This window comes from Domibacillus sp. DTU_2020_1001157_1_SI_ALB_TIR_016 (assembly GCF_032341995.1).
GTDB classification, from domain to species: domain Bacteria; phylum Bacillota; class Bacilli; order Bacillales; family Domibacillaceae; genus Domibacillus; species Domibacillus indicus_A.
In genome coordinates this window covers 1173296-1199195 of record NZ_CP135439.1, presented here as the reverse complement: position 1 = coordinate 1199195, position 25900 = coordinate 1173296, and the positions used below count along the sequence as shown (strand labels likewise).

Below are 25900 nucleotides of genomic sequence, written 5' to 3'. Positions count from 1 at the left end.
TTTGTCTACGCTCAAAAAGTCCAGAGTATTTTCCCGGCTTTTGCATGTTAGACAGTCGTTTTGTTTACTACATCACGTACCGCAGAGCGGTCAAATGTTAAACGTGTACCATCGCCAACTACAATGGTAATCGTTGTTTCATCGGTTGATTCAATCATACCGTGAAGACCGCCAATTGTGACGATTTTGTCTCCTTTTTGCAAATTGGTCTGCATTTCCATCACCGTGCGCTGACGCTTTCGCTGCGGGCGGATCAATAGGAAATAAAACAGTGCAAACATGATAATCAAAGGGAGAAACTGAGCTAATGCTTCCATTCGTATTCTTCACTCCTTTCCAAAAACAAACAACGTCAAAAGTTTTTTGCATCCGGACGATTGAACCCGTATTGCTCAAAGAACTCCTCGCGGAAATCACCAAGCCGGTCCTCTCGGATCGCTTGACGTACGTTTTCCATTAATTTTATCAGAAAATGTAGGTTATGGTAAGTCGTAAGCCTAATTCCAAATGTTTCATTACAATGAAGCAAATGGCGGACATACGCACGAGAATAATTTTTACATGCATAGCAGCTGCAATTTGGATCAAGCGGCCCAAAATCACGGGCATACTTGGCGTTTTTCACGACAAGTCTTCCTTCACTTGTCATCAGGGTGCCGTTGCGGGCAATGCGTGTCGGCAGTACGCAGTCGAACATGTCGATTCCGCGTATCGCTCCATCAATTAACGAGTCTGGTGATCCTACTCCCATTAAATAGCGCGGCTTGTCTGCCGGCAAATGAGGCGTTGTAAACTCAAGTACACGATTCATGACATCTTTTGGCTCGCCGACCGATAAGCCGCCAATGGCATAACCTGGGAAGTCAAGCGACACGAGGTCACGAGCGCTTTGTTTACGAAGATCTTCATATTCACCGCCCTGTACAATACCAAACAGCCCCTGATCCTCCGGCCGTTGGTGTGCAGTAAGGCAACGTTCTGCCCAGCGGGATGTGCGCTCTACAGATTTTTTCATATATTCATACTCTGCTGGATACGGCGGGCACTCGTCAAATGCCATCATAATATCAGAACCGAGCGCATTTTGAATCTCCATCGCTTTTTCTGGAGATAAAAACAGTTTGTCGCCATTAATATGATTACGGAAATGAACGCCTTCTTCTTCGATTTTCCGGAATTCACTTAACGAAAATACCTGGAACCCGCCGGAATCCGTTAAAATAGCGCCATCCCAATTCATAAATTTATGAAGGCCGCCTGCCTCCTTCACAATATCGTGCCCAGGGCGCAGCCATAGATGGTACGTGTTGCTGAGCAAAATGTTCGCGCCCATCGCCTTAATATCTTCCGGCGCCATTGTTTTAACCGTGGCAAGCGTTCCAACTGGCATAAAAACCGGCGTCTCGAAGCTGCCATGCGGTGTATGTACACGGCCAAGACGCGCTCCTGTTTGTTTACATGTTTTAATGTGTTCATATTTAATAGCTGTCATTCGTTTTGTCACCTTTCACATCGATAATAAGCATCGCATCTCCAAAACTGAAAAAGCGGTATCTTTCCCTTACGGCTTCTTCATAAGCTGCGAGGACACGCTGCTGTCCGGCCAGGGCACTGATTAACATAATGAGCGTAGACTTTGGCAAGTGAAAATTCGTAATCATGCCGTCAATCGCCCGGAATTCAAATCCCGGATAAATAAAAATATCGGTCCAGCCGCTTGATTGTTTCACTTCCCCGTGTTCGCGCGCAGCCGTTTCAAGCGTACGAACAGAAGTTGTTCCGACTGCAATAACCCGGCCGCCTGCTCGTTTTGTTTCGCGAATCGCTTCTTCCGTTTCGGCAGAAATGGTATAGTACTCCGCATGCATATCATGGTCTTCGATTGAATCAACCGAAACCGGACGGAATGTCCCAAGACCGACATGCAGCGTAATAAACTCGATTCGCACGCCTTTTTCTTTTAACTCGGCTAAAAGCGGCTCAGTAAAATGAAGACCCGCCGTCGGTGCAGCCGCAGAGCCGCGTTCTTTCGCATATACGGTCTGGTAGCGGTCCCGTTCTTCAAGCTGTTCTTTAATATACGGTGGGAGCGGCATTTCACCAAGCTCGTCAAGCACTTCATAAAAGATTCCTTCGTATTCAAAGCGAAGCATCCGTCCGCCCTGCTCTTTTTCTCCGACACAAACCGCTTTCAGTTTACCATCTCCGAATGAGATGACACTGCCTTCTTTAATACGCTTGGCCGGCTTCACCAATGTTTCCCATACATCCGTTTCATCCTGCTTCAAAAGAAGCACTTCAATATTGGCGCCTGTTTCTTCTTTGACGCCATGCAGACGAGCCGGCAGCACTTTTGTGTCATTTAACACAAGTAAGTCGCCCGGCTGCAAATAGTTTGTGACATTTTGAAACGTTTCATGAGTGACGCTTCCCGTGCCCTTATCGAGTACCATTAAACGACTCTTAGCCCGCTCTTTCAGCGGTGTCTGTGCAATTAACTCTTCAGGAAGCTCAAAATCAAAATCTTCTACTTTCATTTCTTACACCTCTAATTTATCTCCATTTTCCAATTACATAAAAAAGAAGCGACAGCACAATGCTTGCCACGATCGATGTTACAATCGGAAAATAAAAGGTTGCGTTTTCTTTTTTAATCACAATATCGCCCGGCAGCCGGCCGAGCTTTCCAAATTGGACAAGAAGCCCAATGAGGAATAAAACGGCCCCAGCTGCCATCAGCATTTTGCCCATACTTGTCATAATGCAGGCAGCTCCATTCCAAAATGCTCATAAGCGGCCGGCAGGGCGATTCTTCCACGCGGCGTCCGCTGCAGAAAACCAATTTGCAATAAATAAGGTTCATATACGTCTTCTATTGTAGCAGATTCTTCGCCAATGCTAGCAGCCAGCGTATCAAGCCCCACCGGACCGCCTTTAAAACGGCTTAATATCGTGTTAAGCAATTTATGGTCAATATGATCAAGGCCAAGGCGGTCGACCTGCAGAAGCTCAAGCGCTTCGTTCGCTTTTTCGATCGTAATGTGCCCTTCTCCACGGACTTCCGCATAATCGCGCACCCGTTTTAATAATCGATTGGCAATACGGGGTGTACCGCGTGAGCGGCGCGCCAGCTCACCGGCTCCTTCTGCATCAATAGAGGTACCCAGTATATCTGCTGTTCGTATGACAACTTCCTTGAGCTGATCAGGCGTATAATACTCTAACCGGGAGTGAACGCCAAACCGGTCACGAAGCGGCGCAGAAAGTGCCCCGGCCCGTGTGGTTGCGCCAATAAGTGTAAACGGAGGCAGATCAAGCCGCACTGACCTTGCTTCCGGTCCTTTTCCAATCACAATATCAAGACAGAAGTCTTCCATTGCCGGATAAAGGACTTCTTCAATCGAGCGTGGCAGCCGGTGAATCTCATCAATAAACAGCACATCGCCTGGGGCAAGGGCTGTTAATACTGCGGCTAAATCTCCTGGACGTTCAATGGCCGGACCGGATGTTGTCCGGAATCCGGACCCCATTTCGTTGGCAATGACCGCTGCCATCGTTGTTTTGCCAAGTCCAGGAGGCCCATACAGAAGCACGTGATCCAGTGTTTCTTCCCGTTTCAATGCTGCTTCAATAAAAATAGACAAGTTTTGTTTAACTTGTTCCTGTCCAATATATTGACGTAACGTTTGCGGCCGGAGCGACTGCTCTTCAAATCGTTCTTCTGCTCCGGCTCCGCCTGATAATACCCGCTGATCTTCCAATCCAGTCCCTCCTTCTTATCCAAGCAGCAGCTGCAGTCCTTTTCGAATGTACTCATCAGTAGACATGGCCGCTTCTTTCTCGAGCCGGCCCGTAATGCGCTTGATTTCCCGCGCTGAATAGCCCAGCGCCTCAAGCGCAAGCAGCGCTTCATCAAGCGCAGCATTCCCCGATGAAGCAGGTTCCGGCTGTTTTGGAGCAAATAAACCGGTCAAAGAATCCGATACAACGTGATCCAGCTTTCCCTTTAAATCTAAAATCATTTGGCGCGCCGTTTTTTTGCCGATCCCCGGGAATTTCACCAAATAAGGCTCGTCTTCGCGCTCGATTGCACTGACAACATGTGATGGTGTACCAGAAGCCAGAACCGCCAGTGCTCCTTTTGGACCGATGCCGGACACACTAATCAGCTTTTCAAATAGCCTTTTTTCTTCCACCGCTGCAAATCCAAACAGAACATGAGCATCTTCACGAACATGCTGATACAAATAAACCGTTTTTTCTTCCTGCTCATGTTTTGAAAAAGCAAACGGGTTCGGTGTAAGCACTCGGTAGCCGATGCCATTGTTTTCAACAACAATATACTCCGGCCCTACAAATGTAATAAATCCTTTAATATACTCGTACAAATTCCTGTCTCCTTTTATACGCTTGTTCATTGTATCATATCATATCAGCGCTAAAAAAGAAACATTTGTTCCCTGAATATTCAGTCACCTTTAAAAAACTCATCAACTGCCACAACAAGTGCTCCCATTCGCTCATGCTCCGGTGCTACCACCCGTGTGACGCCATATTCGCTTAGCGTTCCAGTTGTAACCCTGCCAATCGAGCCGGCAACCGCTTTTTCATTAAAGGATCGCGCCAGCTGCCCAGCCAGCCCTTGTTTTTCCGCTTCTTTAAATAAAACACGCACTTGTGGTGTCGCCGTAAATAAAACAGCATCAATTTCACCGTCAATGATTTCATGGACCAGTTTCGTAACTACTTCAGGATATGGGATCGTCGTTTCGTACGGCATAATGCATGTTAAATCTGCTCCTTTTTCCGCAAACCCCTGCTCAAGAGCCGGCACCCGCTCTCCATGAAGCTGTAAGAACACGCGCTGTCCAGCTAAATCCACTTCTTCAAGCGCCCCAAGCAGTCCGGCGTTTGTGCCGTCACCATCAATAATTTCCGGAGCTAACCCATGTTTTTTTAACTCCTGCACAGTTTTGTAGCCGCGTGTTGCAATTCGGGAAGCCGCTACCGCTTTTTGAAGCGGCTCACTCAAGCCAAGCGAGGCAGCTGCTTCAAAAAGAGCCGCTGTTCCGACACCTGTTGTAAAAACACTCCAATCTGTTCCGCTTGCGATCACAGCTTCAAGAATTTCCTGCATATCCTCCGGCTTACATTTTATTGTTTCCTGAAGTGGCCGTTCGTAAGCCGTGCCGCCTTTTTTTTGAACCATCATGCTCATTTCTGCCATTTTCCGTGAGCCAGTAATGGCAATTCTTTTTTCATGCAAGTTTCCCATTTTATCTCTCCGTTTCTCTTTTCTTTTAATACTATCCGTTTCCCCGGCTTTTTTCCATAGAAAAAGGCGGTTCAACCTCGGTTGAACCGCCTAAGTTTCTTATTTAACTGGCTTTTTCAAAACAGCAAGAAGGAGAGCTGTTACAGCTGCGCCTACCAGGACTGCTACCAGGTAAAGAAGCGGGTTGCCTTGTACAACAGGGAAAACGAAGATTCCGCCGTGTGGTGCAGGCAATTTAACACCAAAAATCATGGTCAGCGCACCGGCTACTGCTGAACCGGCTACTGCTGCTGGAATTACGCGTGCTGGATCTTTTGCAGCGAATGGAATCGCGCCTTCCGTGATAAAAGAAAGACCCATAATGTAGTTTGTTTTACCTGCATCGCGTTCTTGTACAGTAAAACGATTTTTAAAGAATGTTGTCGCAAACGCGATACCAAGCGGCGGAACCATACCGCCAGCCATAACAGCCGCATGTGGTGCAAAGTTGCCGGCATCAATCATCGCAATACCGAATGTGAAAGCGGCTTTGTTAATCGGGCCACCCATATCAACAGCCATCATACCGCCAAGAATCACACCAAGAAGAACAAGGTTGCTTGTTCCCATTCCGCCAAGGACATCTACAAGCCATTGGTTCAGGGCACTTACAGGACCATTAATCACATAAACCATTGCCATACCGGTAATAAAGATACCGAATAGCGGATACAACAGAACTGGCTTAATGCCATCCAATGCCTGCGGAAGGCCAGCAAAGATTTTTTTCAACAATACAACTGCATAACCAGCAAGGAAACCGGCGATTAAACCACCAAGGAAACCAGAGCCGCCATTTGCAGCCAGCATACCACCAACTAAACCAGGAGCAAGACCAGGACGATCCGCAATACTCATCGCAATGAATCCAGCAAGAATCGGAATCATAAGAGCAAATGCACTGCCGCCGCCGATATCCATCAATGCTTTTGCAAACGGATTGTATGTTGGATCATCAGGATTTACTGCATTAATACCAAAGAAAAATGAAATCGCGATTAAAATACCGCCGCCGACTACAAGTGGAAGCATTGCGGATACACCGCTCATTAAGTGCTTGTAGAATGCGTTGCCAGCTGAAGAATCGCTTTTCGATGAAGATGCTGAAGCACCACCGCCGCCCTGGAATACAGGTGCATCTTGTTTTACGGCACGGTCAAGCAGTCCATCCGGGTTGCGAATGCCTTGTGCCACCGGCACTTGAATCACATGCTTGCCTTTAAAGCGCTCCATTTCTACCTGCTTGTCCGCTGCGACAATAATCGCTGACGCTTTCGCAATTTCATCGGCTGTAAGCGCGTTTTTCACGCCGCTTGAACCGTTTGTTTCCACTTTAAAATTCAAGCCTTTTTCTTTCGCTTTTGCTTTTAGTGAGTCTGCTGCCATATACGTATGCGCAATCCCTGTCGGGCAGGCTGTTACCGCCAGTACAAGCGGTGCATCCGCCTCAGCAGGAGCAGCTGTTTCTTCTTTTTCTTCTACATTTTCACGCAGGTCAAACGCTTGAATAATTTCGTCTTTGTTTTTGGCGTTCATTAGCTCATCCCGGAAGCCAGGATCCATTAAAAAGCCGGATAAGCTTGAAAGGGTCTCTAAGTGCGCTTCGTTTGCACCATCTGGAGCCGCGATCATGAAGAAAAGTGTAGATGGCTGTCCGTCTAATGATTCATAATCAATTCCATTTTTCGCACGGCCAAATGCTATAGCCGGTGTTTTAACCGCTGCTGTTTTTGCGTGTGGAATGGCAATGCCTTCTCCAACACCTGTTGTGCTTTGTGCTTCACGGGCTAAAATGGCTTCTTTATAGGCAGCACGGTCGTTTAAGCGGCCAGCTTGATCTAGTTTCGCAACCAATTCATCAATAACAGACGCTTTATCTGTTGCAGACAAGTCCATAATGACTGTGTCTTTTTTCAGCAAGTCTGTAATTTTCATACTAATCCCTCCTGTTCTGCTTCTACAATCGTCACACGGCTGTACACGTCTTCTACTTCCTCTTTTGTGCACAGATCATCCGAAAACGCTGTTGCGCTTCCTGCTGCTACCGCCCAGCGGAACGCTTCATGCGGCGCTAGACCCGCATCGATTTTAGCCATGAATGCTGCTACCATGGAGTCACCGGATCCGACTGTGTTTTTCACTGTGCCTTTTGGTGAAGAAGCGAAATAAACGGCTTCTTTATGAACAAGAACAGCACCATCGCCGCCCATGGAAACGATCACGTTTTGAGCGCCTTCATCTACGAGTTTTTTCGCAATAGAAGCGGCTTGTTCTTTTGTTTCTACTTTTGTATCGAACAATTCACCAAGCTCATGATGGTTTGGTTTCACGAAAAACGGCTTGTATGGAAGAAGTGCTTTAAGAGCTGCGCCGCTTGTATCAACGACAACCCGCGCCCCTTTTGCTCTTGCCGCATCAATTAATGTTCCTGCATAGTCTGCTGGCAGTGAAGACGGTACGCTTCCGCCGATGTGAAGCCAGTCCCGATCCGTTAATTCACTCGTTAGCTGAACCAGCTGCTTCGCATTCTCGTCTGAAATAAGGGGTGATGGACCATTGATTTCTGTTTCGCTGTTTGATTTCAGCTTTACATTAATACGTGTGGCACCTTCAACAGGTGTAAAGCGGTGAGATACCCCTTCGCGATCCAGTTCGCTTTTGATAAACTCTCCGGTGAATCCTCCTGCAAAACCAATCGCGCACGTGTCGCTTTCAAGGCGCTTCAGAACACGCGATACGTTAATTCCTTTTCCTCCGGCATACATATCGGCGCTTTCAGAGCGGTTTAATCCGCCTGCTTGAAATTGATCGACCCGTATTACGTAATCAATGGCCGGGTTTAGTGTGCATGTGTAAATCATGATAGTGCCTCCTTGATGTCCGTTACTTTCTCGAACATCCGTCTTGTTTTCTCCGGGATTTTGCCCGTAATTATGACTGCGTCTTCAAGATTAGCAATATGAGCAAACGTGCTTTCCTGAAACTTCGACGCATCCGCTAAAATAAACGGCTGCTGTGCACGCTTTATTGCCTCTGTTTTCACAGCTGCTTCTTCCGGATCCGGTGTAGTATACCCTGCTTTTAAATGAATCCCGTTTACACCAAGAAATGCTTTGTCAAACCAATATTGCTGAAGGCCGTGTACCGCTCCTGTTCCCGTTAAAGCTTCCGTAGACTTCTTTAACCGGCCGCCGGTTCCGTACGCTTCAATTCCCTGTTCAGCTAAGAGACGCAAATGATCAAAACCGCTCGTGACGGCGACAATATTTTTCGCTTGAATATATGGAATAAGAGCCAGTGTTGTTGTTCCCGCATCAATAAACACGCAGTCATTGTCTTCAATAAGGGATGCAGCCAGGCGTCCGGCCGCACGCTTTTCTTCTGAGAAACGATTACTTTTTTCACCCATCGTTGGTTCAATACGTTTCCTGGATACTTTTGCAGCGCCGCCGTGAACCCGCCTAAGGAGTCCTGATTCTTCCAGATCCGTCAAATCGCGGCGGATAGTAGATTCTGACGCCCTTGTTGCTTCTGTTAGTTCTTGAATCTTAACCACTTCTTTTTCTTTTAAAAGATTTAAAATCGTGGCGTGGCGTTCTTCTGTCAGCACTGGCTGCATCCCTCCTTTGTTTTTGTTACTTTCATTATATAACCGCTTTCATACAAAAACAATCATTTTCAATCATTATTTCTCAAAAACATTCATGTTTTGATTATTTGTGACTGATTTATGAAAAAAGCGGGCATTTTCCGTACTATTTTATCTGAAAATTATGTGAATATACAAAGATATACTATTTTCCATCCATACAAAAAAAGACGTGCGAAAGCGCACGCCTTTTCAGTCAACGATGACAGTATGGGCATTTTGGCATCATCATTTCCGGATAATGCATGTTATCATGATGCTCTTGTTCTTCCTCATCTTCCATCTCTGGCATCAACCCGTAAGGCTGGTGCATATACGGCACTGGGCAAGGCACCGGCACAAAGTAACATGGCATTGGCGGACAAGGCATCATCATCTCATGTTCAAGCTGTGGCGGTGCGGATGGCATGGATGGCACCTGCGGTACAGATGGCATCGATGGCATAGGCTGTATCGGCGGCACAGACGGCATCGATGGTGTTGGTGCTGGCGTTGGTACAGATTCTGCCGTTGGTGCCGGTACCGGCTCTGTCATCCATTCTTCCGGCATGGTCAGTTCGGGTTCAGATTTCATGTCTTCTTCGATTCCCTTTACTTCTTCCATTCCTTTTGTTTCTTCCATTCCCTTTGCTTCTTCCATTCCTATTGTTTCTTCCATTAAAGGTGGGTATGCAAATGGCTTGTTGTTTGCATATGGATGGCTTTTTTCCATTATTACAGCCGTATCGGGCAATTTAATTTTCATACCCGGAACGATCATATCCGGATTGGCCAAATGGGCATTTAGTTTTTGTACTTCTTCAAACGTCACTCCATGTTTCTCGGCAATCGACCATAGCGTATCACCGCGCTGCACAATATGGATCTTCATTGTGTCCCTCCTCAATGATCATTCTCCCATATTGTATGCGCCCGGTAGGCCGGTGTGCGAAAAATCAGTATGCTCGTGCCAGCATACGGTCAAGCGACCATTTGGCTTCTTGGGCCGTGCGTGCATCCACTCGAATAATGTTTCCGCTCTTTCCTTCTGCAATGGTTTCCAGTGACCAAAGCAGGTGTGGCAGATCGATCCGATTCATAGTAAGGCACGGACACATATTCGGATTTAACGAGACGATTTCTTTGTCCGGATGCTGCGCCATAATCCGTTTAACAAGGTTCATTTCTGTTCCAATAGCCCAGGCTGTACCTGGCTCTGCCTGCTCAATCACATCGATAATATACTTTGTGGAGCCGTTATCATCTGCCAGCGCCACTACTTCTCTACGGCATTCCGGATGAACGATAATCTTCATGTCCGGCCGTGTGCGGCGCAGTTCTTCAATATTAGCGACCGTGAAATTTTCGTGAACCGAGCAGTGTCCCTTCCATAAAATAACCCGGACTTTTTCTATATCTCCTTCATATTCCAATGTATCAGTAATCGGGTTCCAGACCGCCATTTCTTCAAGCGGCACACCAATATCAAAAGCTGTATTTCGCCCAAGGTGCTGATCCGGCAAAAACAAAATACGCGGCTTTTCCGTAAACGCCCATTCTACCATTGACCTTGCATTGGATGAAGTGACACATGACCCGCCATTGCGTCCGGTAAAAGCTTTTATCGCTGCGGTTGAATTGACATAAGTCAGAGGAATCATCGTGTCACCGAACAACGCCTGAAGGGCTGTCCACGCGCGCTCTGTCTGGTAAATATCAGCCATATCCGCCATGGAGCATCCTGCACGCATATCCGGCAGGTAAACCGTTTGTTTTTCACTTGTTAAAATGTCGGCTGTTTCCGCCATAAAATGAACGCCACAAAATACAATATGTTCTGCTTCACGGTTCGCTGCTGAGACCTGTGCAAGTTGAAGAGAATCTCCTACTGCATCTGCGAATTGAATGACTTCATCTTTTTGATAATGGTGGCCAGGAATAAATAACGATTTGCCCATTTCCTTTTTAATTTCCCGCACCCGTGCTTCCATATCTTCCTGCGCCATTTGCCGATACCGATCCGGCAGCATCCCTTTAACCAGTTCAGTTAATGCCATGTAAAACCTCTCCTTTCATTTCTACTTTTGCGCTAATATCAAGTGCTTGAACGGAATGTGTTAATGCGCCAAGCGAAATCCATCCGATTCCCGTTAACGCGTAGTCACGGATTGTTTCAAGCTCAATGCCTCCTGATGCTTCTGTTTCAATATGCGCCGGTACAAGAGGCAGCCATGCTTCGATCTGGGCCGGCGTGCAGTTATCAAACATAATAATATCCGCGCCTGCCTGTACAGCTTCTTTGAGCTGTTCTTCCGATTCAATTTCCACTTCAATTTTGATGGTATGTCCGCATGACTGCTTCGCTTTTGTAACAGCCTGCTTAATTCCGCCTGCAAATGCAATATGGTTATCTTTCAGCATAATGGCATCATAAAGCCCATTGCGGTGATTGAATGCACCGCCTGTCCGAACTGCATACTTTTCAAGCATACGAAGGCCGGGAACTGTTTTTCTTGTATCACATATTCTCGCCCTTGTTCCTTCTGTTTCTTTTACCGCGGCTGCTGCGGCTGTGGCAATCCCGCTCATTCGCTGAACCAAATTTAAAATGACCCGCTCTCCTGCTAAAAGCGATCGATACGGCCCTGTAATTCTTGCAAGGCATTCTCCTTTTTTCACCTGGTCGCCGTCTTGTTTCAGTACACTTGTTGAAATGGTTTCGTCTACGAGCCGGAACCCCCGTTCAATCACAGCTCTTCCGCAAAAAATACCGGCTTCTTTTGCCCAAAAAGAAAACGTCCCTGCTTCATGTTCACTAAAAATGCTCTCCCCTGTCAGGTCGCGATCTCCTATATCCTCAATAAAAAAAGCTTTCAGCATATCGTCCAGTTTCATGCCATTCATGTTCTTCACTCCTTGTATACAGCCATTTATTTTGAAAGGTAATCCATGTTTTTGCCCATTGCTCATTTTTTTCCGGGTAATCAGCCCGAATATGAGCGCCGCGTGACTCAGTACGTTTTAACGCGGCGGAAACAATCAAATAAGCAGTTATATGCATAAAGAAACGCTCGATTTTCTCGATCGGCCAGCCGCTGATATCCCCTTTTTGTGTTCCTGCCTGCTTTAAGCAGTCTTCGAGTTCTTGAAGCGTTTTCTTTGTCCGGATAATACCGGCTCCCTCCATCATAGCCGCCTGAAGCTCTTCTTTTTGTAAAAGCGGCGGAGGGGAAGCCGGCATCACCGGCTCCGGTTCATAAACACTTCTTTTCTCTTCGTCGTCGTGAAGCACCGCTTCAACAAAACGTTTTCCAAAGGCGAGGCCTTCAAGGAGAGAATTGCTTGCTAAACGATTTGCCCCATGCACACCTGTACAGGCTGTTTCTCCAATTGCATACAGCCCTTTTACGCTTGTACGGCCGCATGTGTCTGTTTTTACGCCGCCCATTAAAAAGTGGCTTCCGGGCGCAACAGGGATGCGTCCTTTTGTAACGTCTATGCCGTTCCGGCGGCATAATGCGGCAATAGATGGGAAGCGGCGGTCAAACTGTTTGATCATCGAGATATCCAAAAAAACATCTCTTCCCTGCTGCCGGGCTTTGTAAATCTCAAAAGCTGTCACATGACGGGGTGCTAAATCTTCGAGCGGATGTATATCCTTCATTATTTTGCGGCCCTGCTCATCGACCAGTACAGCTCCCGCTCCCCTGACCGCTTCTGAAACGAGTCCTTTCGTTTCGCCATTTATAAATAAAAGAGTCGGGTGAAATTGCATAAATTCCATATCGGTTACTGCGGCTCCAGCCCGGCAGGCCAAAGCAATCCCGTCACCCGTAATCGTCTCCTGGTTAGAGGTAAACGAATAAAGAGCTCCGGCCCCGCCCGTTGCCAGCACAATATGGTCTGCATCATAGTGATACAAATCCCCTTGACTTGATTTTGTTTTAACACCCGTGCAGATACCATCATGAACAATGAGTTCAATCGCCATTTCTCCTTCACGGATCGTGACCTGCTCCGGCAGGTGTGCGATTAAATGCTCAATTGTCCACTTCCCGGTTGCATCGCCGCCCGCATGAATAATCCGGCTTGCGCTGTGTGCTCCTTCTAAACCGAATGAAAGACTTCCATCTGCTTGCCGATCGGCCGGGAACCCTTCCCTCAATAAGCTGTTTACTTCACGAGCTCCTTTTACAACCAGCTCTCTGACTGCTTCTTGATTGTGATGGTATTCACCCGCCGCGAGAGTATCTTGTATGTGAGATTCATTTGTATCAGATAAAGACAAAACGGCTGCAATACCGCCTTGCGCATAGTAAGAGTTGCTTTGCCGAATCGTCGTCTTTGTGATAACAATCACATTCATATGCAGCGCTAAATGTCTAGCGGCCTGCAGCGCCGCAATCCCGGAGCCGATAATGACCGCCTGTGGCATTTTTTTCATTGCCCACCCTCACTTTACAGTTGTCTTGACACCTATCTTTACATAAAATAAAAAGAAAGACAAGCTTTAATTTTTTGCTCAGAAAGCAGGGATAATATGTATTTTGATTATGCAGCCACCTCTCCAATGAAAAAAGAGGCACTCGATATATATATAGAAGCAGCAGGTTGTTTTTGGGGAAACAGTTCCAGTCCGCATGATGAAGGAACACGCGCTTCCCTCCTGCTTGAAAGAAGCCGAGCTCTTATTGCTGAGCGGGCTGGTGTGCAAAAAGAGGGGATTTACTTTACAGGCAGCGGAACGGAAGGGAATTTGCTGGCGATTCTCTCCTTAGCGCGAAGCAGCGGAAAAAAACATATCATTACCTCTATGGCAGAGCATACATCCGTGCATTCTGCGATGTCCGTTCTGCAATCAGAAGGGTTCTCTGTGACGAAGCTGCCAATGACCGGGGAAGGAATTGTTGCTGCAGAAGCGGTAAAAGCATCGATCACCCCCCAAACCGGGCTCATTTCCATTCAGCATATTAACCCGGAAATCGGTACGATTCAGCCGGTGGAAGAACTGGCTGTGGAGGCAAAGAAGCGAGGGATTTTTTTTCATACAGACTGTGTTCAATCGTTTGGCAAAATGCCTCTTCATTCCATTCACGCCGACGCCATGACTTTTTCAGCCCATAAAGTCGGCGGCCCAAAAGGCTGCGGGGCCATTTATCTGTCTCCGTTTCATGCGTTAAAGCCTGTGTTTCCCGGTTTAACGCATGAAAAAGGCGTCCGCGGCGGTACAGTGGATACACCAGCTGCTGCGGCTTTTGCAGAAGCTGCCCAAACGAATTCATCTCTTGAGAAGCTTTCCTCCCTGCGTCGTCTGCTGAAACAGGAGCTGAAGGACTCTTCGATTCGGTGGATTGAAGGGCCAGACAGCAAGCAGTACCCGGGTGTAATTGGTATGTGTATTCCCGGCGTGGAAGGACAGCTGGTGATGCTGGCTTTAAATGCCCGGAATATGTTCATCTCAACCGGGAGTGCTTGTGACGCCTCTTCTGCATCAGGCATGAAAGCAGCACTTGCGATGGGAATGTCCATGGAAGAAGCACGGCAGTTTTTCCGCGTTTCATTTGGTTCTGAGACGACAGAAGACGAAGTCCTGCAGCTCGGACAGGCGCTTATTCATGTTGCAAAACAAGCGGTTGTGCTATGATTACCGGTGGAGGGATTGCATCATGATAGATAAAAGAAAACTGATCGGTGAAAATCGGCGTGAGCAGATTTTGCACTGGCTTCAATCAAGCCAGAATCCGCTGACCGGGAGTGAGCTGGCCGAACGGGCACAAGTGAGCCGTCAGGTTGTAGTCGGAGATATTACGCTGCTTAAAGCCCGCGGCATTCCAATTGTGGCGACAAGCCAAGGGTATGTATATATGGATTCACCTCAGAACGGACAAGTGGAACGGGTCGTTGCCTGCTCGCATCCGCCCGGTCAAACAAAAGAAGAGCTTCTTCTCCTCGTAGACCTTGGTGTTCTTGTAAAAGACGTTAAAATTGAACATCCGGTTTATGGTGATTTAACCGCGTCCATTATGGTATCAAATCGAAAAGAAGCAATGCAGTTTTTGGATAAAATCAATCAAACAGGTGCGGCTTACTTGTCTGAGCTGACAGAGGGTGTTCATTTGCATACATTGTCCGCCAAAGAAGCCGCGGTGCTTGATGAAGCTGAGCAGGCTTTGCGTGAAGCCGGATTTTTGCTTCAATAAAATAAAAAAGAAGCCCGTTTTAAAACAGGCTTCTTTTTTATGCTTTTTCTGCGGCTTGTCCTACTTCATAGCCGTAATAACTTCCGAGCACCTGCACCTTGCATCCGAGTGCTTCCATCTCAGCGAAAGCGCCCGGCACTAACACATCGTCGATGCGCTGTGCAACGTCAATAATGAAAAAGTAATTGCCCAGACCTGTTTTAAGAGGGCGAGACTCAATTTTCGCAAGGTTCAGATTTCGCCAGGCGAACGTTGCCAGTACTTGATGAAGCGTCCCCGGCCGGTCTGTCGGCAGCGTAACAACAATGGTTGTTTTACCGCCTGTTTTAGGAAGTGAAAACGATAACTCTTCGTGTGTTTTAGATAAAACAAGAAAACGAGTATGATTAAACGCAAAATCATGAATATCTGCTTTTGCTGTATACAGGCCATATTCTCTTGCTGAAAGTGAATTCGCTATGGCTACAATGCATTCTTCCGGATGCTCACTTACATATTTCGCTGCGGCCGCCGTCGAAGTCATTTGCTGCGATGGAATGCCATAAAAATGACGGTGCAAAAATTTGTGGCATTGCGCAATGGCATGCGGATGCGACAAAACTCTTTTAGCTTCTGTCCATTTATCGGCATTGTCCGGATGAACAAGCAGGTGCTGCTGAATCGGAGCCGTTAGTTCGCCGACAATGGTTAGATCTGCTTCATGAAATAAATGATCGATAGTCATATTAACCGTGCCTTCTAAGGCGTTTTCAATCGGTACGACAGCCAGCTCTGCTTTTCCTTCAATAACATAGTCCATGCATTCCGGAATAGTCACACATGGAATCCGCTCATCATTCGGGAATGCTTCTGATACTGCAATATCAGTGAATGTAGCCGCGGGACCTAAAAAAGCAATTTTCCTCAAAACAGTTCACTCCAGTCTTCTCTTCAAACAACTTATGCGCCCGAACCGAGCACTTCTACTGTATCAACAAATTCCAATTTTTTTAATTGAGATAATAGCTCGTCCAGCCCGGTGATCATGCCGGTCACATTCAAGGACAGCGTCACGTTTGCGCGTCCCTGCAGCGGAATCGTCTGGTGAATCGTCAACACGTTTCCGCCGCAGCTCGCGACAACGGCCAGCAGTTCAGATAAGGTACCCGATCGGTCTTCCAGGTGAAAAAATAAAGTAATGATCCGCTCTTTGACAACGGTGTGAAACGGAAACACCGTATCGCGGTATTTATAAAAAGCACTGCGGCTCAAATCCACTTGTTGAACCGCGTCCCAGACAGAGTCTGCTCGTTTCCGTTCGATTAATTCTTTTGCATCAAGCGTTTTTTTCATCGCTTCCGGAAGTACATCTTCGCGGACAAGATAAAATTTTTCATTCTGTTCTTTCTTCCCCATGTCGCTCCCCCTCAAAACCGCCGGCTGCAGCTTTTAATCGACAAATTCAAATTCGTAATCAAGCAGACGGACGATGTCGCCGTTTTCAGCACCCCGTTCACGCAGCGCTTCATCTACTCCCATTGAGCGCAGCTGGCGGGCAAAGCGTTGAACAGATGGTTCCCGCGAGAAGTCCGTCATTTTAAACAATTTTTCAATTTTGCTGCCTGTCAGCTCAAACGCTCCATCCGGACCGCGTGTAATCACAAACTCAGCGGCTTGCTTGTCATGGCGGTACATCACCCGGTTTACAGACAAATCTTCTTCCTCGTGCTCAAGCGGGAATTCAGGCGTCTCTTCCACTTTATCGGCAATAGCAAACAGCAAGTCGCGCAGCCCGCTGCGTGTCAGCGCAGAAATTGGGAAAATAACCGCATCTTCTCCTACTTTTTCCTTGAACACTTTTAAATTTTCTTCTGCTTCCGGCATATCCATTTTATTGGCTACAATAATTTCCGGACGCTCTGTCAGCCGAAGATTATATTCTTTTAGCTCATTGTTAATGGTTACGTAATCCTCATACGGATCACGGCCTTCCATCGCAGACATATCAAGTACGTGAACAATGACGCGCGTCCGCTCGATATGACGCAGGAATTGATGGCCAAGTCCGGTTCCTTCATGCGCACCTTCAATTAATCCTGGCAGATCGGCCATAACAAAGCTCCGGCCGTCTTCGGTCTCAACCATGCCGAGATTTGGAACGAGCGTTGTAAAGTGGTAGGCCGCGATTTTTGGCTTAGCCGCCGTTACGACTGAAAGAAGAGTGGATTTCCCTACACTTGGAAAACCGACAAGTCCTACATCTGCCAAAAGCTTTAATTCTAACGTAACATTACGCTCGATACCCGGCTCCCCGTTTTCAGAGATTTCCGGTGCCGGATTAGCCGGTGTCGCAAAGCGGCTGTTTCCACGGCCGCCGCGGCCGCCGCGTGCAATAATGGCCTGCTGCCCGTGTTCTACGAGATCCCCAATCACTTCTCCGGTTTCATCATCTGTTACAACTGTGCCTGGCGGAACTTTGATAATCATATCTTTTGAATTACGGCCATGCATGTTTTTGCTCATGCCGTGCTCGCCGCGCGGCGCTTTGAAATGGCGCTGGTAACGGAAGTCCATTAATGTGCGGAGTCCTTCTTCCACTTCAAACACTACATTCGCGCCGTTTCCGCCATCGCCGCCGGCTGGCCCGCCGTTCGGTACATATTTTTCACGGCGGAATGCGACCATCCCGTTACCTCCGTCGCCGCCTTTAACATATATTTTAACCTGATCTACAAACATATTGTCTGTTCCTCCTAAAATGTCACTTCCATTAGTATATCCCCGGAATCCGTTTCCCACACAGCACTTTTAAGCTCAAGACTATGCGCAAATTCCTTTATTTTCTTCAGAAGCAGCGGCCGGTTAGCCACTTCTCCCATCCATTCCATCTCTGCAGCAAGAGACCCTTGTTTTTCAGATAAATGAACAAACAGCTCGTGCTCGTTAAATTCTTTTACATGCTGCTCCAGCAGTGAAAATAACCGATTAAAGAAACGGCACGCTTTTTGGTCGTCCGCCGTGCCGGCTGCAATGGATTCATCCAGTTCGTATTCAAGCCGGAATAAGTGCTGCGACCAGTTAAACGTCATAAACAGCTCCGCCATCCCCGGCATGCCAAGATTACACAGCCTCGACTCCTGTACAGCCTTTAAAATGATATGATCTGCAGCTCGGGCTGCGGCATCAATGTTATTAAGAGAAAGATACCCTTTGACAATTTGTATATCATTCATCCAGTCATGACGCGCATGACGAAGCGTTTTTAACAACGTCCATTTTTCATTTTCCACTTGGCTGATCACACCCCCCGCTCGTTCCAACGTTCACACATTCTTTTTTTAGTATAGCAGAAAAATGTCCCAATTGAACGGGAAAACCTCAAAGCCTGCACACAAAAAAATAGAGGCGCTCCGAAAGGTTGACTTTCAGAACGCCTCCATTCGTTCATCCAATTATTGAGCAGCAGGATAAACACTTACTTTTTTACGATCGCGTCCAACGCGCTCGAAACGAACGATACCGTCTGTTTTCGCAAACAATGTATCATCGCCGCCACGGCCAACGTTTTCACCTGGGTGAACTTTTGTACCGCGTTGACGGTAAAGGATTGAACCACCTGTAACGAATTGACCGTCAGCACGTTTAGCGCCAAGGCGTTTTGCTTCAGAGTCACGTCCGTTCTTTGTAGAACCTACCCCTTTTTTGGATGCGAAAAATTGAAGATCCAATTTCAACAACATGTGATTTCACCTCCTATAGAAAATTTATCTTAATATACTGTCCGTGCCCTTCTTCAATCGTCTGCAGTGAAACGACCATGCCTTCGAGCAGAAGCTGAATCTGGCTGCGCTTGTCTTCAGGCAGTCCATCCGGCACTTTGCAGTAAAGCAGGCCGCCATCTTCCCCCAGTTCGATATGAGGGGTGATACCGGTCAATGCCTGTACTGCATTAATGGCGCCGAATGAAACAGCTGATGCACCGGCGCAGACAAGATCTTTGCCGCTTTCATCAAAGCCGGCATGTCCCTTCATCGTAAATGATTGAATGAGCCCGGCCTCGTTTTTGTTCACATCTACATAGATCATTGCATCATCGCCTTATGCGTTGATTTTTTCAATGACTACTTTTGTGTAAGGCTGACGGTGTCCTTGCTTTTTGCGGTAGTTTTTCTTCGCTTTGAATTTGAAAACGATGATTTTCTTCGCGCGTCCTTGCTTTTCAACCTTAGCCGTTACAGTTGCGCCTTCTACGACTGGGCTGCCGACTTTCACGTCGTTGCCACCAACGAAAAGAACTTTATCAAAAGTGACAGTGTCACCATCTTGTGCGTTCAATTTTTCGATGTAGATTGCTTGACCTTCTTCAACTTTAACCTGCTTGCCGCCTGTTTCAATAATTGCGTACATTTCTGCACCTCCCTGTTTACTCAGACTCGCCACTTAACAGGTGATCGATCGATACTTAAAACCTGCTGTGCGCGGTTGTAGCACGGGTGCTACAAACAATAACATATGAATTCTATCATCTTTTAAAAGAAGTGTCAATCCATATTTTCATCAACTTCCCGGATGTATTTTTTTCCGGCAAAAAAGGATTGAAGCAGCTGTTCTTCTGTCATGTCCCTGCCGCCTTTCACTTTAAGCGTATGCGTCCGGTTTCGTTTAAACCTTCTGACCGTGTAAAGAAGGCGGTCTGATTTCAATACCGGCAGATCAAGCAGGCGCAGTGAAACCGGCTCATAATAGCGGGCCGTTAAAAACCGGATAAACATTACCTCTTTTTCTTTCCACATGACAAGAAGCTGGACGGCCACGTAGGAAGCTGTTAAAACGAGCTGGACGTAAAAGGGAAGCAGAACAACAGCTGCCCCCATCAGCAAAGCAAGCGACGCAAATGAAAAAAAGATCGACTGCTTGTACGCTTTGTAGTAAGGGTGAAGTGTACATAGAAAGAGCTGAACCATTTTCCCCCCGTCAAGCGGCAGGACCGGCAGCAGATTAAACAAAAAAATAAAAGCATTTAATTGAAACAGCAATTGCGATACATCTGCGCTGATCCAGCCGGCTTTTTGCATAAGCGTGCTTGCCGCAAGCATAGGGACATGCATAAAAGGACCAGAGATGACAACGAGCCATTCTTCGACAAGCGGCCGTCCCGCATGCTCATCTGTTTCAAGCTTTCCGCCAAAGGGCAGGAATTCCATTTTGGTGATGCGCCAGCCTGCTGCTTTAGCGGCGGCAGCATGCCCCATTTCATGGACAAACAGAATGAGGGCGATACAAAGCCCTTCTAAAAAAAGACCTGTAGCAGCAGCAACAGCCCCAAACAGCCAGGTGATCGGATGAATGGATATCTTATTCATTTACATTCACTTTTCTGGAAGAAAGAATCTGGCCGTTTTTTCGTTCGATGAATTCAACCGATTTTCCAGAAGCGGATCCAACCGGCTCCCCTTGTTTAATGCGTTCAAAAAGACGATACGAATGAGGACGCAGTCCCTTCACCTCCATTTCTGAACCATCTTCCTGCTGAATGACGATATATTCAGCGCCAACCCGCACCACTACGCCGTTTTGTTCTGCGGCGAGCAGGCTGTTTGTGCTGGCAACGAAAGTCTGCCTGTCATTTGTTTGATGCATAGCCGGCAATAAAGGACCGAATTGTTCCTCATATGCGGCCGAAAAAACGGCAAACGAAAAGTCACGGGTAAAGATGGTTTGCACAAAGGAGGTGTGCTGATTAACATACACGGCCGCAAATAAGCAAACAGAAACGAGGACTTTCTTGATCATCAGAATCCCTCCCGCCTGCTTATGTATATGCCGTCTAAAGAAAAAAAGCCGCTTTAAAAAAGCGGCTTTTTTTATCGGCTCATGCCGATAAATCGTTTGAACTTCGTGAAAAACGTATCTTTTTCCTGCTCAAGCGGCTGAAGCGGAACCGACTCGCCGAGTATACGGCGGGCGATGTTCCGATATGCGATTGAAGCGCGGTTGTTCGGATTATGCGCAACCGGCTCTCCGTTGTGAGACGATTTAATGACCTCATCATCATCTGCTACAATCCCGATCAGCTCAATCGACAAATGAGCAGCTACTTCATCCACATCCAGCATGTCACCTTCTTTGACCATATGATTGCGTATCCGGTTTACCACAAGCTTTGGCGGTGCCATGCCTTCTTCTTTTTCCAAAAGACCAATTACACGGTCTGCATCCCGGACGGACGACTTTTCCGGTGTAGTCACGACAATGGCGCGGTCTGCTCCAGCTACAGCGTTTTTATATCCCTGCTCAATTCCAGCGGGGCAGTCAATTAAAATATAATCGTAATCTTGTTTTAATTCATCGACCAATTTTTTCATTTGCTCAGGCTGAACAGCAGACTTATCGGTCGTTTGGGCAGCCGGCAGCAAATAGAGGAGATCATTAAAACGCTTGTCCTTTACAAGAGCCTGATGCGTTTTGCATCGCTCCTCCACTACATCAACAAGGTCATAAATAATCCGATTTTCAAGTCCCATGACTACATCCAGGTTACGAAGACCGATATCTGTATCAACGAGACATACTTTTTTCTCCTGCAGCGCAAGCGCTGTGCCGAGATTGGCGGTCGTTGTAGTTTTGCCGACTCCGCCTTTTCCAGAAGTAATGACAATTGCTTCCCCCACTTAAAAGCCCCCTTTAAACGTCGATAAATCAGGACGCAAATATTTCAATACTTGCAGCCGATCAATCACCAATTGTTGTGCTTCATTAATAAACGCGCATTCCGATTCTGTAATGTCTTCTTCATCATATCGGTCTGGTGAACGGGTTAAATGACTGCTGATCCGCAGCTGGGACGGCATCATTTTCCCAGCGGCAATTACCGCATTGTCATTTCCATAGCAGCCCGCGTGCGCCATGCCTTTTAGCGCCCCCATGATAAAAATGCTTCCTCCTGCCATCACAGCACCGCCAGGATTTACATCCCCAATCAGCAGTAAATCTCCTGGCACTTCCAGCACCTGACCGGAACGGATACGGCCTGTATATGAAACAATTTCATTTTCTTCTTTCCATTGTATAGCTTCGTCAATTGTCAGCACGTTGGACTTGATGTCTTCGACAACTAGATGACGGCGCTGCCTGATCAGCTGACGCAGTTCTTCTTTTTCTTCTTCAGTCAAATATCGGTTCCCTGTTTGAACCGTGACTGTAATGAGTGCATTTTCGCCGTCTTTTGTAACGGCATCTAATTTTTCGGTTAATTCCTCTATTAATTCATTATAGGAACATTTATCACTTAACTGAAGAGTCAGGCCGTCTTTCGTCCCTTTAATGACGACATTTTGACTTTGTTTCATAGAAAGTATCCCACCTCTGTACGTCTCAATATTCGACAGCGCTATCCGATATTCCTTTTTTCTCTCTTAATCGAACACTTTTTTCAATTTCAAAAAAGCACCTCGAAGCGGGAGGGCAAACAGAATGTAAAAAAGAGCGTTTAACACAAGCGTTGCCAAAAGCCGCATATAGGTGAACTGCTCAAATGAAAAGGTTGTCCGCTGTACGAGCACATTCAATCCGTACATGACCAATTCAAGCAGGGCAATATCAAACAACACGATAACGAGAAAAACAGGCAGCGTACCATGAAGCCATTTCGTCAGCATGGATGTTATGTAAACGATAAGCGGCAGGAAAAAGAAATAGGCGCCTAGAAGCCCTGTATAAAACATATCAAATAAAAAGCCGAAGAAAAAGCCATATTTTATAGCTGTATTCCTGTCAAAGAAAACAGACATAAACAAAAGGCCAATGATAAAAAAACGCGGAACCGGCATATAAGCCCCGTCAAAGGCCTGTTCTGAAAAAAAGATCATAAACACACTATCACTATAAAACAGGGCGATCATTAAAAGAGGAAGGAGCGCTTTTTTCACATTCCTTCCTCCTCAACCACTACCTGCTGGCGGTCTTCCTCTTCAGGCAGTACTTTTGTCATTTTACGCTTGGACACCATAACGTGTTCCAAATCGTAAAAGCTTGCGGCCGGTTTGACAAGTGCTGTCTGCGTTAAACCAAACTCATCCGGAACGAGCTCTGACACCTTTCCAATCACCAGGCCTTTCGGGAAAACGCCGCCAAGGCCGGATGTTGTGACAGCTTGTCCTTTTTTTACTTTCGCATCGGATGGAATCTTCGTTAATTGAAGCATTTGTTTTTCTTCATCATATCCTTCAATAAGCCCATAAACGGTTTTGTCGCCTTGGACAAGCGCCGAAACGCGGTTGTTTGAATCGTGAGCCGACAAAAGCTGCACAGTAGACGTGAACTTTGACGTACTCTGTACTTTTCCAACCAAGCCGCTCGCTGTCATCACTGCCATATCCGGCTCAATCCCATTTGATTCTCCTTGATCGATGGTAATCAACTCATACCAGCGGTCAGGATTGCGGGCAATGACCGTTGCCTGCACGGGCTCGTAATCAGCCAGGCTGTCTTCTTTCTCAAGCACTTTACGGAGTTCGGCATTATCTTTTTCAAGACGCGCCACGTCACTTTCCAGCTGGGCAAGCTCTTCCAAGTGAGTACGAAGCTTTTCATTTTCTTCATATGTATGGCGCAATCTGCTTACATCGTCAAAAAAAGACTCCACAGCACCCGCGGGCTTCGACACAATATTCTGCCCGAAACCTGTTACATCTTTAATAAATTTTTCCGGCCAAGTGATGTTCTCCCGGTCCCGCATGGAAAAACCAATCATAGCAACAAGAAGAATAATACTGCCGAGCAATATAATCAACCGCTTGTTTGTTAAAAAGTGCGGCATGAATTCCACCTCAGTTTTCTAAGCATTCAAAACGGTGAGGCTGGTTCAACGCGCACCGGCAAACCGGTTAAGACGCGCGGAGAACCGGCCTCATCGTCAAAGATTATTTGTTTTTAAACAGATGAATGTGATCCAATGCAAGACCCGTTCCTACTGCAACACAGTCAAGTGGATTTTCGGCAATAATAACTGGCATATTGGTTTCCTTGCTGATCACCTTGTCTAAATTGCGCAGCAGCGCACCGCCGCCCGTTAGTACAATACCGCGGTCCATAATATCGGCCGCTAATTCCGGAGGCGTTTTTTCCAAGGTACCTTTTACCGTTTCTACAATGGCGTAAACTGTGTCTTTTAGCGCATCTGCTATTTCTTGTGCAGTAATTTCAATCGTTTTCGGCAATCCTGTCAACAAATCACGGCCGCGGATTTCCAAGTTTGGAATGCCTTCCGCATCGCCGGCTGACCCGACCTCCATTTTAATCATTTCTGCTGTCCGGTCTCCGATCAGCAAATTGTACTGCTTGCGGATATACGCAATAATCGCATCATCCATTTCATCACCGGCAATCCGAAGTGATTCGCTTGTCACAATACCGCCAAGCGAAATAATCGCGACTTCTGTCGTACCACCGCCGATATCTACTACCATGCTTCCCGTTGGTTCCCATACAGGAAGATTGGCCCCAATAGCTGCTGCAAACGGCTCTTCAATCGGATAAGCATCCCGTGCCCCCGCCTGGCGTGTCGCATCAATTACCGCGCGGCGTTCAACAGCTGTAATACCAGATGGCACACAAACCATTACATACGGCTTGCTTGATAGGAAGCCGCTTGCACCTTTTGTCGCCTGCTTAATGTAGTACTTAATCATTGTGGCTGTTGTTTCATAGTCGGCAATAACACCGTCTTTCATCGGGCGAGTGGCAATGATATTACCCGGTGTCCGGCCGATCATGTTACGTGCATCATTTCCAACTGCCACGATCTGTTTTGTATCTGTCTGCAATGCAACAACAGATGGCTCCCGTACAATAACACCTTTTCCTTTTGCATAAACAAGTGTATTCGCTGTTCCAAGGTCGATGCCAAGGTCACGGCTCCCAATTCCAAACATGTAGTGTATCTCCCTTTCCTCAATAGACCCTTTTTATCGTGATCATTTCACTAGATATGGCTGTTTCAAAATGTGTGAAAAGCTTCTCAAAAACCATAACTTATATTATAGCGGAACGAAAAAAAAAAGCATAGCGTTATAAATAACCTTTTTCTTTCAAACTCACATATTTCTTCTCACCTATAATCAAATGGTCGAGGATATCAATGCCTAATATTTTTCCGCACTCCACCAGCCGTTTAGTTACATCGATGTCTTCACGGCTCGGAGACGGGTCGCCCGATGGATGATTATGCAGGCAGACAATCGAAGCGGCGGAGCGGCGGAATGCTTCTTTAAAGACCTCGCGCGGATGGACAATCGAGGCATTTAAGCTGCCAATAAACAGGGTTTGTTTGTGCATCACCTGGTTTTTTGTGTTTAAGTAAAGTGCGACAAAATGCTCCTGGCTTAAGAAGCGCATTTCTTCCATCATATAATTAGCAGCATCTTCCGGAGAGCGGATGGTAAAACGCTCATCATACTTTAAGCGTTCTATACGCCGCCCTATTTCAACGGCCGCCATCAGCTGAATCGCTTTGGCGCTCCCTATTCCTTTGATGGATGTAATTTCTTCAAGTGAGGCATCCTTGAGCAGGCGAAGGCCTTCAAAGTGGATTAAAATGCGATTGGACAGCTGCAGAACCGATTCTTCTTTTGAGCCGGTACGAAGTAAAATAGCGAGGAGTTCATGGTTGGATAAACTGTGCGGACCGCTCGCAATCATTCTTTCACGCGGGCGGTCGTGCGGCGGAACATCCCGTATCATCAGCGGCTGAGATGGGATTGTTTTATCATGGGTCATTTG

Annotated in this window: 31 protein-coding genes and 1 other annotated feature; of the genes, 2 read left to right on the top strand and 29 right to left on the bottom strand. The window is 46.8% G+C overall.

The window, feature by feature from the left end:
• Positions 1–47: 47 nt before the first annotated feature.
• The 14 genes from yajC to nadB form a co-directional block, all read right to left on the bottom strand.
• Positions 48–317 carry a preprotein translocase subunit YajC gene (yajC, locus tag RRU94_RS13905; RefSeq protein WP_251269541.1) on the bottom strand — a complete coding sequence of 90 codons (270 nt, stop codon included), beginning with the start codon at positions 315–317 and terminating at the stop codon, positions 48–50.
• Positions 318–352: 35 nt separating this feature from the next.
• Complete coding sequence (gene tgt, locus RRU94_RS13900) at positions 353–1492, bottom strand: tRNA guanosine(34) transglycosylase Tgt (protein ID WP_315694949.1); 1140 nt, start codon at positions 1490–1492, stop codon at positions 353–355.
• The gene (queA, locus tag RRU94_RS13895) at positions 1479–2537 is read right to left on the bottom strand and encodes a tRNA preQ1(34) S-adenosylmethionine ribosyltransferase-isomerase QueA (RefSeq protein WP_315694947.1); all 1059 of its coding nucleotides are present in this window, start codon (positions 2535–2537) and stop codon (positions 1479–1481) included. The genes tgt and queA overlap by 14 nt, the downstream gene beginning before the upstream one ends.
• Before the next feature lie 16 nt (positions 2538–2553).
• The gene (locus RRU94_RS13890; RefSeq protein WP_251269543.1) at positions 2554–2760 is read right to left on the bottom strand and encodes a DUF2905 domain-containing protein; all 207 of its coding nucleotides are present in this window, start codon (positions 2758–2760) and stop codon (positions 2554–2556) included.
• Positions 2757–3761: a Holliday junction branch migration DNA helicase RuvB gene (gene ruvB / locus RRU94_RS13885; protein WP_315694944.1), complete on the bottom strand. Its 1005-nt coding sequence runs from the start codon at positions 3759–3761 to the stop codon at positions 2757–2759. The genes RRU94_RS13890 and ruvB overlap by 4 nt, the downstream gene beginning before the upstream one ends.
• A 15-nt stretch (positions 3762–3776) precedes the next feature.
• Positions 3777–4388, bottom strand: coding sequence for a Holliday junction branch migration protein RuvA (gene ruvA / locus RRU94_RS13880; RefSeq protein ID WP_315694943.1), 612 nt, complete (start codon positions 4386–4388; stop codon positions 3777–3779).
• An 80-nt stretch (positions 4389–4468) separates the two neighbouring features.
• The gene (locus RRU94_RS13875) at positions 4469–5275 is read right to left on the bottom strand and encodes a uroporphyrinogen-III synthase (RefSeq protein WP_315694941.1); all 807 of its coding nucleotides are present in this window, start codon (positions 5273–5275) and stop codon (positions 4469–4471) included.
• Between the two features lie 99 nt (positions 5276–5374).
• The gene (locus RRU94_RS13870; RefSeq protein ID WP_315694939.1) at positions 5375–7249 is read right to left on the bottom strand and encodes a PTS fructose transporter subunit IIABC; all 1875 of its coding nucleotides are present in this window, start codon (positions 7247–7249) and stop codon (positions 5375–5377) included.
• Positions 7246–8175: a 1-phosphofructokinase gene (gene pfkB / locus RRU94_RS13865; protein ID WP_315694937.1), complete on the bottom strand. Its 930-nt coding sequence runs from the start codon at positions 8173–8175 to the stop codon at positions 7246–7248. The genes RRU94_RS13870 and pfkB overlap by 4 nt, the downstream gene beginning before the upstream one ends.
• Positions 8172–8924 carry a DeoR/GlpR family DNA-binding transcription regulator gene (locus tag RRU94_RS13860; protein ID WP_315694935.1) on the bottom strand — a complete coding sequence of 251 codons (753 nt, stop codon included), beginning with the start codon at positions 8922–8924 and terminating at the stop codon, positions 8172–8174. The genes pfkB and RRU94_RS13860 overlap by 4 nt, the downstream gene beginning before the upstream one ends.
• Positions 8925–9159: 235 nt before the next feature.
• Positions 9160–9834, bottom strand: a complete 675-nt coding sequence (locus RRU94_RS13855) for a LysM peptidoglycan-binding domain-containing protein (RefSeq protein WP_315694932.1) — start codon at positions 9832–9834, stop codon at positions 9160–9162.
• Between the two features lie 64 nt (positions 9835–9898).
• Positions 9899–10999, bottom strand: coding sequence for a quinolinate synthase NadA (nadA, locus tag RRU94_RS13850; protein WP_315694930.1), 1101 nt, complete (start codon positions 10997–10999; stop codon positions 9899–9901).
• Positions 10986–11846: a carboxylating nicotinate-nucleotide diphosphorylase gene (gene nadC / locus RRU94_RS13845; protein WP_315694928.1), complete on the bottom strand. Its 861-nt coding sequence runs from the start codon at positions 11844–11846 to the stop codon at positions 10986–10988. Before nadC ends, nadA begins: the two co-directional genes overlap by 14 nt.
• Positions 11800–13386 (bottom strand): L-aspartate oxidase, encoded by a 1587-nt coding sequence (gene nadB, locus RRU94_RS13840; RefSeq protein ID WP_315694926.1) that lies wholly within the window; start codon positions 13384–13386, stop codon positions 11800–11802. Before nadB ends, nadC begins: the two co-directional genes overlap by 47 nt.
• Before the next feature lie 96 nt (positions 13387–13482).
• Between nadB and RRU94_RS13835 the strand changes: the two genes are divergently transcribed.
• Positions 13483–14586 carry an IscS subfamily cysteine desulfurase gene (locus RRU94_RS13835; protein ID WP_315694924.1) on the top strand — a complete coding sequence of 368 codons (1104 nt, stop codon included), beginning with the start codon at positions 13483–13485 and terminating at the stop codon, positions 14584–14586.
• Positions 14587–14608: 22 nt separating this feature from the next.
• Positions 14609–15142, top strand: a complete 534-nt coding sequence (locus tag RRU94_RS13830) for a transcription repressor NadR (protein ID WP_315694922.1) — start codon at positions 14609–14611, stop codon at positions 15140–15142.
• A gap of 37 nt (positions 15143–15179) precedes the next feature.
• Here the strand turns inward: RRU94_RS13830 and pheA are convergent, their stop codons facing one another.
• From pheA to radC, 15 genes are all read right to left on the bottom strand, one after another.
• Complete coding sequence (gene pheA, locus RRU94_RS13825; protein WP_315694920.1) at positions 15180–16049, bottom strand: prephenate dehydratase; 870 nt, start codon at positions 16047–16049, stop codon at positions 15180–15182.
• Between the two features lie 32 nt (positions 16050–16081).
• Positions 16082–16537, bottom strand: coding sequence for an ACT domain-containing protein (locus RRU94_RS13820; protein ID WP_050181236.1), 456 nt, complete (start codon positions 16535–16537; stop codon positions 16082–16084).
• A 33-nt stretch (positions 16538–16570) separates the two neighbouring features.
• Positions 16571–17860 (bottom strand): GTPase ObgE, encoded by a 1290-nt coding sequence (gene obgE, locus RRU94_RS13815; protein ID WP_315694917.1) that lies wholly within the window; start codon positions 17858–17860, stop codon positions 16571–16573.
• Positions 17861–17874: 14 nt separating this feature from the next.
• The gene (locus RRU94_RS13810) at positions 17875–18441 is read right to left on the bottom strand and encodes a Spo0B C-terminal domain-containing protein (protein ID WP_315694915.1); all 567 of its coding nucleotides are present in this window, start codon (positions 18439–18441) and stop codon (positions 17875–17877) included.
• Between the two features lie 132 nt (positions 18442–18573).
• Entirely contained in the window at positions 18574–18858 is a 285-nt protein-coding gene (gene rpmA, locus RRU94_RS13805; protein WP_309089865.1) for a 50S ribosomal protein L27, read from the bottom strand.
• A gap of 16 nt (positions 18859–18874) precedes the next feature.
• The gene (locus RRU94_RS13800) at positions 18875–19207 is read right to left on the bottom strand and encodes a ribosomal-processing cysteine protease Prp (RefSeq protein ID WP_242233336.1); all 333 of its coding nucleotides are present in this window, start codon (positions 19205–19207) and stop codon (positions 18875–18877) included.
• A gap of 12 nt (positions 19208–19219) precedes the next feature.
• Complete coding sequence (gene rplU, locus RRU94_RS13795; protein ID WP_251269559.1) at positions 19220–19528, bottom strand: 50S ribosomal protein L21; 309 nt, start codon at positions 19526–19528, stop codon at positions 19220–19222.
• 12 nt (positions 19529–19540) lie between these two features.
• Positions 19541–19615: a sequence feature (ribosomal protein L21 leader region), on the bottom strand.
• Positions 19616–19662: 47 nt separating this feature from the next.
• Positions 19663–20484: a site-2 protease family protein gene (locus RRU94_RS13790; protein ID WP_315694912.1), complete on the bottom strand. Its 822-nt coding sequence runs from the start codon at positions 20482–20484 to the stop codon at positions 19663–19665.
• Positions 20477–20914 carry a hypothetical protein gene (locus RRU94_RS13785; RefSeq protein WP_315694910.1) on the bottom strand — a complete coding sequence of 146 codons (438 nt, stop codon included), beginning with the start codon at positions 20912–20914 and terminating at the stop codon, positions 20477–20479. The genes RRU94_RS13790 and RRU94_RS13785 overlap by 8 nt, the downstream gene beginning before the upstream one ends.
• Positions 20915–20985: 71 nt before the next feature.
• Positions 20986–21792, bottom strand: a complete 807-nt coding sequence (gene minD / locus RRU94_RS13780) for a septum site-determining protein MinD (protein ID WP_315694908.1) — start codon at positions 21790–21792, stop codon at positions 20986–20988.
• A complete protein-coding gene (gene minC / locus RRU94_RS13775) occupies positions 21793–22470 on the bottom strand; it encodes a septum site-determining protein MinC (protein WP_315694906.1) in 678 nt (225 codons plus the stop codon).
• A 66-nt stretch (positions 22471–22536) separates the two neighbouring features.
• Positions 22537–23049: a rod shape-determining protein MreD gene (gene mreD / locus RRU94_RS13770; protein ID WP_315694904.1), complete on the bottom strand. Its 513-nt coding sequence runs from the start codon at positions 23047–23049 to the stop codon at positions 22537–22539.
• Positions 23046–23939: a rod shape-determining protein MreC gene (gene mreC / locus RRU94_RS13765; RefSeq protein WP_242233329.1), complete on the bottom strand. Its 894-nt coding sequence runs from the start codon at positions 23937–23939 to the stop codon at positions 23046–23048. Before mreC ends, mreD begins: the two co-directional genes overlap by 4 nt.
• A 103-nt stretch (positions 23940–24042) precedes the next feature.
• Complete coding sequence (locus RRU94_RS13760; protein WP_315694900.1) at positions 24043–25053, bottom strand: rod shape-determining protein; 1011 nt, start codon at positions 25051–25053, stop codon at positions 24043–24045.
• Between the two features lie 136 nt (positions 25054–25189).
• A complete protein-coding gene (gene radC, locus RRU94_RS13755; RefSeq protein WP_315694898.1) occupies positions 25190–25897 on the bottom strand; it encodes a RadC family protein in 708 nt (235 codons plus the stop codon).
• Positions 25898–25900: the final 3 nt, after the last annotated feature.

Bases quoted from the DNA above. Each gene is read 5' to 3' on its own strand.
- mreC (WP_242233329.1), bottom strand. From the start codon at position 23,939: ATGCCGCACTTTTTAACAAACAAGCGGTTGATTATATTGCTCGGCAGT.
- pfkB (WP_315694937.1), bottom strand. From the start codon at position 8,175: ATGATTTACACATGCACACTAAACCCGGCCATTGATTACGTAATACGG.
- RRU94_RS13830 (WP_315694922.1), top strand. From the start codon at position 14,609: ATGATAGATAAAAGAAAACTGATCGGTGAAAATCGGCGTGAGCAGATT.
- radC (WP_315694898.1), bottom strand. From the start codon at position 25,897: ATGACCCATGATAAAACAATCCCATCTCAGCCGCTGATGATACGGGAT.
- RRU94_RS13790 (WP_315694912.1), bottom strand. From the start codon at position 20,484: ATGAATAAGATATCCATTCATCCGATCACCTGGCTGTTTGGGGCTGTT.
- RRU94_RS13875 (WP_315694941.1), bottom strand. From the start codon at position 5,275: ATGGGAAACTTGCATGAAAAAAGAATTGCCATTACTGGCTCACGGAAA.
- RRU94_RS13870 (WP_315694939.1), bottom strand. From the start codon at position 7,249: ATGAAAATTACAGACTTGCTGAAAAAAGACACAGTCATTATGGACTTG.
- nadC (WP_315694928.1), bottom strand. From the start codon at position 11,846: ATGAATGGCATGAAACTGGACGATATGCTGAAAGCTTTTTTTATTGAG.
- RRU94_RS13760 (WP_315694900.1), bottom strand. From the start codon at position 25,053: ATGTTTGGAATTGGGAGCCGTGACCTTGGCATCGACCTTGGAACAGCG.
- queA (WP_315694947.1), bottom strand. From the start codon at position 2,537: ATGAAAGTAGAAGATTTTGATTTTGAGCTTCCTGAAGAGTTAATTGCA.
- tgt (WP_315694949.1), bottom strand. From the start codon at position 1,492: ATGACAGCTATTAAATATGAACACATTAAAACATGTAAACAAACAGGA.
- RRU94_RS13800 (WP_242233336.1), bottom strand. From the start codon at position 19,207: ATGATCTATGTAGATGTGAACAAAAACGAGGCCGGGCTCATTCAATCA.
- RRU94_RS13855 (WP_315694932.1), bottom strand. From the start codon at position 9,834: ATGAAGATCCATATTGTGCAGCGCGGTGATACGCTATGGTCGATTGCC.
- rplU (WP_251269559.1), bottom strand. From the start codon at position 19,528: ATGTACGCAATTATTGAAACAGGCGGCAAGCAGGTTAAAGTTGAAGAA.
- nadB (WP_315694926.1), bottom strand. From the start codon at position 13,386: ATGAAAAAAATGCCACAGGCGGTCATTATCGGCTCCGGGATTGCGGCG.
- RRU94_RS13785 (WP_315694910.1), bottom strand. From the start codon at position 20,914: ATGATCAAGAAAGTCCTCGTTTCTGTTTGCTTATTTGCGGCCGTGTAT.
- RRU94_RS13890 (WP_251269543.1), bottom strand. From the start codon at position 2,760: ATGACAAGTATGGGCAAAATGCTGATGGCAGCTGGGGCCGTTTTATTC.
- yajC (WP_251269541.1), bottom strand. From the start codon at position 317: ATGGAAGCATTAGCTCAGTTTCTCCCTTTGATTATCATGTTTGCACTG.
- minC (WP_315694906.1), bottom strand. From the start codon at position 22,470: ATGAAACAAAGTCAAAATGTCGTCATTAAAGGGACGAAAGACGGCCTG.
- nadA (WP_315694930.1), bottom strand. From the start codon at position 10,999: ATGGCATTAACTGAACTGGTTAAAGGGATGCTGCCGGATCGGTATCGG.
- RRU94_RS13820 (WP_050181236.1), bottom strand. From the start codon at position 16,537: ATGGGGAAGAAAGAACAGAATGAAAAATTTTATCTTGTCCGCGAAGAT.
- RRU94_RS13835 (WP_315694924.1), top strand. From the start codon at position 13,483: ATGTATTTTGATTATGCAGCCACCTCTCCAATGAAAAAAGAGGCACTC.
- obgE (WP_315694917.1), bottom strand. From the start codon at position 17,860: ATGTTTGTAGATCAGGTTAAAATATATGTTAAAGGCGGCGACGGAGGT.